Source organism: Halomonas sp. 3D7M (assembly GCF_014897885.1).
GTDB lineage: Bacteria > Pseudomonadota > Gammaproteobacteria > Pseudomonadales > Halomonadaceae > Vreelandella.
Window position 1 is genome coordinate 52,635 of record NZ_JABUZF010000272.1, and the last position, 6,933, is coordinate 59,567.

At 53.9% G+C, this 6,933-nt stretch carries 9 protein-coding genes and 1 pseudogene; 6 read left to right on the plus strand and 4 right to left on the minus strand.

The window, feature by feature from the left end:
- The 4 genes from INT22_RS19430 to INT22_RS19445 all read right to left on the minus strand — a co-directional run.
- Nucleotides 1-718: hypothetical protein (locus tag INT22_RS19430; RefSeq protein ID WP_319022116.1), on the minus strand; the 718-nt coding region annotated here is incomplete at its 3' end.
- Nucleotides 715-1,023, minus strand: a complete 309-nt coding sequence (locus INT22_RS19435; RefSeq protein WP_038481041.1) for a BolA family protein — start codon at nucleotides 1,021-1,023, stop codon at nucleotides 715-717. The genes INT22_RS19435 and INT22_RS19430, both read right to left, overlap by 4 nt.
- 43 nt (nucleotides 1,024-1,066) lie before the next feature.
- Nucleotides 1,067-2,470 carry an MFS transporter gene (locus INT22_RS19440; RefSeq protein WP_193059879.1) on the minus strand — a complete coding sequence of 468 codons (1,404 nt, stop codon included), beginning with the start codon at nucleotides 2,468-2,470 and terminating at the stop codon, nucleotides 1,067-1,069.
- 88 nt (nucleotides 2,471-2,558) lie between these two features.
- On the minus strand, nucleotides 2,559-2,945 hold the full coding sequence (locus tag INT22_RS19445) for a hypothetical protein (protein ID WP_193059878.1): 387 nt from the start codon (nucleotides 2,943-2,945) through the stop codon (nucleotides 2,559-2,561).
- Nucleotides 2,946-3,150: 205 nt separating this feature from the next.
- Between INT22_RS19445 and INT22_RS19450 the strand changes: the two genes are divergently transcribed.
- The 6 genes and pseudogenes from INT22_RS19450 to INT22_RS21635 all read left to right on the plus strand — a co-directional run.
- Entirely contained in the window at nucleotides 3,151-3,558 is a 408-nt protein-coding gene (locus INT22_RS19450) for a DUF2170 family protein (protein WP_083000934.1), read from the plus strand.
- A 79-nt stretch (nucleotides 3,559-3,637) separates the two neighbouring features.
- On the plus strand, nucleotides 3,638-4,333 hold the full coding sequence (locus INT22_RS19455; protein WP_083000932.1) for a PspA/IM30 family protein: 696 nt from the start codon (nucleotides 3,638-3,640) through the stop codon (nucleotides 4,331-4,333).
- Nucleotides 4,334-4,379: 46 nt separating this feature from the next.
- Nucleotides 4,380-5,426, plus strand: a complete 1,047-nt coding sequence (locus INT22_RS19460) for an ion channel (RefSeq protein WP_193068768.1) — start codon at nucleotides 4,380-4,382, stop codon at nucleotides 5,424-5,426.
- 30 nt (nucleotides 5,427-5,456) lie between these two features.
- Nucleotides 5,457-6,200, plus strand: coding sequence for a DUF2491 family protein (locus INT22_RS19465; RefSeq protein WP_193059876.1), 744 nt, complete (start codon nucleotides 5,457-5,459; stop codon nucleotides 6,198-6,200).
- Between the two features lie 104 nt (nucleotides 6,201-6,304).
- Nucleotides 6,305-6,727: a DUF350 domain-containing protein gene (locus tag INT22_RS19470; protein WP_009724104.1), complete on the plus strand. Its 423-nt coding sequence runs from the start codon at nucleotides 6,305-6,307 to the stop codon at nucleotides 6,725-6,727.
- Nucleotides 6,728-6,739: 12 nt separating this feature from the next.
- Nucleotides 6,740-6,933 (plus strand): annotated as a pseudogene (locus tag INT22_RS21635) (DUF1190 domain-containing protein); the annotation flags it as partial.

Consider the following 6,933-nt stretch of genomic DNA (forward strand, 5'->3'; position numbering starts at 1 on the left):
GTTGCTGGCTAACAGCCATAACCCGCGCTAAGTGGGAATCATCGGCTAGTTCGTCAGCTCCCCACCACAACAGGCGTTCCAACTGCCAGCCCTGCCTACCCGCCGCGCCAGCAATAAAGGCAGCCACTCCGTCTTGCGCTTCTTCCAGCGGCTCCTCCGGCGTGAACGTGTTGGCCATTGGCGGCCATTTAAAATACGTCACCGCGGGCATTTCACCGCTCAACACGCCTGCTGCCCGCAGCATATTAGCCAGCAGTTGCTGTTCAATAGGCGTTATTTCCCCCTCATGAAGGCTTAACCAGCGCCCACCAACACACATACAGGAAAGACTGAACGTAAGCGGCTCAACTTTGCTAACCGGCTTTTTTTCCTGAGTAGAATTTTCCAGTGTAGAAGCAACGGGGGCGTCGGCTGGCTTACTGGCAGGAACAGGCGGTTGGCCCAGCAGCGCGCGCACTGCCGCCGGGGCCGAAGAGGATGCCGATGCCGTGTCAGTGGCAACGGAGGCACTATCGCCTTTCGGTGACTGATTACGCGGGCGAGGTGCAGGTGCATCGTCCAATAGCGCTTGAAGGCGCTCTCGCGGCGGAGTAACAGCAGGCGCATCTTCCCATTCGCACGCCTCCGTCGGTCGTGCGTTAGGCAGTTGATATTTGGCTGCCCAGGCTGTTATGCCCATTGCATCCAAATACTGCCGGCGAATAACGTCTGGCGTCACTGGCCGCCGCCCCGACAGTTAGGCGAATTCGGGCGCTCGCCGCCACGTGTCTGCCACTCTTTTGGGGTGTACAGGTGCAACGCCAATGCATGCACGGGCCCAGACAGCTCATCGGCGAGCAGCGCATAAATCTGCTGATGGCGCTTCACCGGCATTATGCCATCGAAGCTATCGCTTACCAGGGTGACTTTAAAGTGTGTCTCAGCGTTAGCCGGCACGTTGTGCATGTGGCTTTCATTTTCTACGTGCAGCACGTCGGGCGTTAACGCCGCTAACTTCTGCTCAATCTGTGTCTGCATCGCCATGAGTACTTTCTCCTTCAATCAGCAACCAATTTATTGTACGCCCTTACTTGCTAACAGACGATGCCCGCCGCTCAATGAGAGCACGCTGGGCTAACGCCACCCGGGAAAGGCTCGCCATTAGCGCTAGCAGCGTGGTGCCAGCTCCCAGCCATAGGGTTATCTGTACCGGTGACCCCAACGCCAAGGCCGCCCCTACCAATGCCACCCCAAGTGATTGTCCAACGGTACGGGTAGTGCTCATCACGCCGGAGACATTAGCGCTTCGCTCAGGCGGAAGACTGCCCATCATTTCGCGGTTGTTAGGTGGCTGAAACAGACCAAACCCGATGCCACACAAGGCGGTGCGCCACAGGCTGCCTGCCACGCCGGTAGATTCATCCACGAGTGCTAGCGCCACTAATCCCATCATCAGCAGTATCAAGCCTGCGCTTGAAAGAAGACTCGGGTTGATTCGGTCAGCTAAACGACCAGCCAGGGGGCCAACCACCATAATCGCTAACGGCCAAGGGGTGAACAACCAAGCTGTTTCCAGTGGCGAGAATCCCATCTGCTCCTGATAAAAAAACGACAGCGCAACAAACGTTAACCCCTGACCGATAAAGGCCAACCCTGACGCTGAAACAGCCAGCGTAAAGCGTTTTTCAGCAAATATACTCAGCGGTAGCAGCGGATAAGGTGCGTGGCGCTGGCGTCGAATAAACAGCGCACAAGCCAGCACCGCTATCACCGCCCAGCCACCGCTTTGCCATAGCGGTGCGGCATGGCCGACTGCATCCATTGCGAGAAAGAAGCTGGCTAGCATCAACATAGACAGCAGTGCACCCAGCACATCAAAGCTGCCCCGACGTGGTTTATCTCGTGGCAACGCACGACTAGCCAGCCATAGCGAACACACACCAAGCGGAACATTAAGCGCAAACAACCAAGGCCAGTCGGCAAACGAGAGGATGACGCCGCTCAGCGTTGGGCCGGCTGCATAGCCACCAGCCACCACTAACGCGCTAAGCCCTAAAGCGCTACCCAATAGCCGTGACGGAAAGATTGCCCGATACAGCGACGGACCGATGGACAGCGTGGCCGCTGCCCCCAACCCCTGCAAGGCGCGAAATATCAGTAGCGTTTCTAGATTACGCGACAGCGCCGCCCCTAACGCCGCGAAAACGAAGGTGGCCAAACCAAATAAATAGAGCCGCCTGCGGGTGATCAGCTCACTTATGCCGGCGAACACTAATAAGAACGCCGCGCAGACCACTTGGAATAAATTGGTGATCCATACCGCTCTGGAGGCAGGCACATTAAGATCTGCGGCAATCGTTGGGAGTGCCAAATTAATCATGGTGGTGTCGACCACCGCCATTAGCGTGCCAGTGACGAGTGCCAGTACGGCAAGCGCACGCGCGGGCCCTGGCAAACCATCGTCACCCGCCCGAGTTTCAAACAATCGCATGGTGGTTCGTTCCTAAACTGCACCATTAAAAACAATAAAACCGGCCTGGGCCGGTTCCACAATACGCATACATCAAGACGGCAATGCGCTAGTCTTGCTCATTATCGAGCAGGAGTGCCTCATCAACCTCAGAAATTTCAAGGGCGGTTTCGTCGTCAAGATCAATCGCAAGGTAGCTATGCTCAATGCGTAAAAAGTCTTGGAACAGTGACCAATCAAGCTTTTCTGGCCATTGGCGCTCATCCTCTTCCCAGGCACGCAGCTCAGTCTCTAGGATTTCTGCATAGCGCTCACGAACAAACGTCTCAAGCGCTTCGGGGGTATCCATCTCTGGGATAAGGTACACCGTACTTTCACGTTCGACGTCGTCCAGGGTCAGGTCGTCGTCTCCCATGGTGGGTTCGAGCGCATTGATCCAGTCCACGAAGGTCTGGGTCGGCCTGACGCTCAGGGCAGAGCGATTTAGCAGTTTCATGGGATTCTCCTCGCCGTCGAAACGTTGACCATTATGGGTGCTAACGGATTAGTTTGCCATCGGTGCAGACGCAATATCGATTGATTCGGTAAAATGCTGAAGAATTTTTAGCCAACAACACCGTTACTCATCGGCACGGCTGTTACAGTCCTATCTACAGCCCTATCTACAGCCCTCTGCCGGATAGACCATTAGGATACGCTTAATGAATACACAGACACGACTTGAAACGATTAAACACAGCGTAGAACAGAACGAGTTAAACTGGCCTAACGCTGACATCACCCTCGACCAAGACAATGATTCGCTGGTGTTTACACTCAAGGACTACGGCGACTTACCTGTTACCCTGACGTATTCCGAGCAAGAGTGGCTGGTGATGACCGAAGTGGCGCCCACCAGCGCGGTTAAGGATATCACTACCTTCAACGATGCCTTGTTACGCCTGGGCATGACCCTACCGCTGGTCAGCGTTGGTATCCACACCTTGGGTGACGAAGATTACTATGTCGTCTATGGGCAGCTATTTTCAGACTGCAAGCTCGAGGCAATCAGTGCAGAAGTAGAAGCTTGCGCTCAGGCTGCCCTGGAAATTGCCGATTTAATCGACTGATTGTTCACCTGATTCAATATCAACCGGTTGTTCGTCCCACGCGCAAGCGTCGGATTAGTTCGATTTAAGGAGTTACCCGATGTTACTACGCAAAATGTTTACCGCCCTGCGCGGCAAAGCCACTGAAACCGGCGAAGCGATTGTCGATAGTCAGGGGATACGTATTATGGAACAAGAACTACGTGACGCCAAAACGGCAATGAACCGGGCCAATGAAGAACTCACTACCATCATGGCCAGGCGTAACCTTGCTGCCAAGGAAGTAGATACGCTGTCGGATAAAATGGCGGAATACGAAAAAAGCGCCATGGCAGCGCTTGAGAAAGGCGAGCAGAGCCTAGCCGAAGAAGTCGCTGGAGAAATTGCCCGCTTGGAAAGCGAGCGCGAAATCGCTCAGGCCAATGTCACCCAGTATGATGGCACTATCGAAGCACTGAAGTCGACCATCGCTAAATCTAAAGGTGAAATTCGCCGCGTTGAGCAGCAAATGTCCCACGTCAAAGCCACTGAAGCCGCGCAAAAAGCACAGGCTGCCGTGGCATCTCAACATGCTGGCCAAAATGCCAGCATGAACAGCGCCGTTGCCTCCCTTGAACGCATTAAAGAGCGCCAGGCCCTACAGGCTGAAAAGCTTAAGATTGGTGAATCAATGCAAGCACAAGATTCCGGCGCTGACTTGGAAGCGCGCCTTTCCCAGGCAGGTATCGGCAAACAGCAGACGTCAGGAAGCGATGTTCTGGCTCGCCTAAAAGCCAAGCAGAATGCTGGCAATTGAGTGCTAGCGTTATTACTACCGCCTGAACGCAAGGAAGACTGACGCCATGCCAGTGCTACAACGGCTACTAAAAGTTTTAAAAGCCTCTACGATTAACGTCAGTTGGACGTTTCTGTTACTGCTGGCACTGGCACATATGGCAACCTCTTGGCTACTCATGGGGCTCTCTGGCGAAGAGGTTGCCAACTCACTGCCGTTGTGGCTGTATTTTTACGTTGTTACGGCTTCCACCGTGGCCTATGGGGACTTCTCGCCGAGTTCAACTGCTGGGCAACTGATCGCTGTGTTTTACCTGATCCCAGGCGGTATTTCGCTATTTGCTGCCCTGATTGGCAAGGCAACCGTCACGGTGGGCAACTTTTGGAGGCAGCAAATGCAAGGAAAAGGCGATTACAGCGACCTTACTGGCCACACGGTGGTGTTAGGCTGGCATGGAGAAACCACTGAAAAGATCATTGATATTCTCAAAGCTGACCGGCAGCTCCCTGATGAAATCGTGCTGTGTGTCACCAAAGACATCAACAACCCACGTCCGGGCGACTTAAAATTCGTCAAGGGTGATAGCTTCGCCAACATGGAGCTTCTCAAGCGCGCCGGCGTTGAAAATGCCAGCCGTATTATTATCTATGACGGCAGCGATGAACGCGTGGCGACTGTGGCGCTTTCCGCTTATAGCCTAAAGTCTCCTGGCTGCCATATCGTTGCGCACTGCGAAAACCCTAACACTGCTGCAATGTTGCGCCGCACACTTCCAGGCATTGAATGCACCGAAGCTATGGCACTAGAAATGCTGGTGCGCTCAGCGACTGACGCAGGCATAAGCCGCGTCGTGAATGAACTGCTTGCTGTAAATCATGGTGCCACTCAGTACCAAACGCGGCTGCAAGATATTCCCAAAGGCAGCACGTTTGGCCAATTATTCTCCCTAGCCAAGGAGGCGCATAATGCCACCTTGCTTGGCGTCACTTCCATTAGTGACGAGGCGAATATGCTCAACCCACCCTCCGCCCCTGAGTTGAGTGATGGCGATGTGCTGTATTACATGGCCTATGAGCGCCTGACGTCGGCACATTTCTCATCGTTACTGGCATGACATCCAACCGTTTCAAGGAGGACCATCACTATGTTTGGTTCACTTAAATCACTGTTTCGTGCCAACAGTAAAGGCGTGCAACAAAAGCATGCCAGCGAAACCGCCCAACGCTCTAGCGGCCTACCCGTCGGCATGACCCCAGACGACTTTAGCGGTCTTCGACTCGGCGGTATGGTGTCGCTCAATATGCTGTCGCTGAAAGCGTTCGACAGCCTGAATTTTGATGCCAGTTGGAGTGGCGCTGCGCAAGAAATAGCCGCGATTGGCGTCGTCGAACTCGGCCAAGGCGAACAGCTAGCGCGCTTTTATCTGGAAAATGACACATGGATTCAAGCCTCCATTGCTAATGGCAAGGTGTTTGAATACAAACTGTTCGACTTCCTGTCGTCGCAACATGTTTCTAATCTTGAATTTGATGGTTTGATCAATCAGCCGGATAGCAAGGCACCCGCTCATCCACTCGGCCAGAGCAGCTTTACGCTGGAAGCAGGCGACGACATTCCAGACGACCTTAAACGCTATCAGCGCGTCTGGGGCGCTGAAAACAGCGAATGGTCAGCTCCGGTAGTGCTCGAGGAAACGGTGACTCGCGCCAATGGCAGCGGAATATCTCAAGTCACGCATCATTGCATGCTCTATGAACGCCATGATCAGGCCTCAGAGCGTTTTGAATATATTCTGCTAAGTGCTGAAGCCGATGAACTGGAAGGCAGCTATCAGTTAGTCACCAGCTTGGGCATCGATATCAGCGCAGTGATCATCGAAGCGCATTGATGGCTTTCTGTAGAGCCTTACTGATTACCCTTCACGACTTTCGATTCAACACGTCCAGCTTACAACTCACACCTAACGATTGACGACTAAAAAAGGAAACGATAATGGGCAATATCGGTATGTACTTGGCAGGCCTGCCAGCGTTTTTCGCCTACCTGATCACCGCAGCCATCCTGCTGGTAGCATTTATGGTCGCGTACAGTAAGATCACCCCGCATCATGAATGGAAGTTGATCCAAGAAGGCAACGCCGCGGCGGCAACCGCCTTTGGCGGCGCCACCCTAGGCTTTACCATACCGCTCTACAGCGCTATGGCGAACAGCGTGAGTTTCATTGACTTTATCGCCTGGGGCATTATCGCCTTTATCGTGCAGATCGTTACCTTCTTTGCCATCAAGCTGGTGCTGAAAAGCAAAGGGCAGAGCCTTTCCGGGCATATTACCGATGGCCACGTAGCATACGGCATTTTCGCGGCAACTATCGCTATCGCGGTTGGCCTGCTCAACGCTGCTTCCATGATCTGGTAAGGGGAGACTTTCATGCAATCATCTAACCAGCCACCGCGCCGCAAGCGTAGCTCTCGGCTGACCTTGGCTCTAATGGGTGCTGCCGGTACAGCCGCATTAGCCGGCTGTGGGCAGTCATCCCCGCCGCAAGACACTCTGTCAGATGTCAACTTCTCCGAGCCCAAGGCCTACCAGAACGTAGACGAGTGCGTGGCAGACGAGCTTTA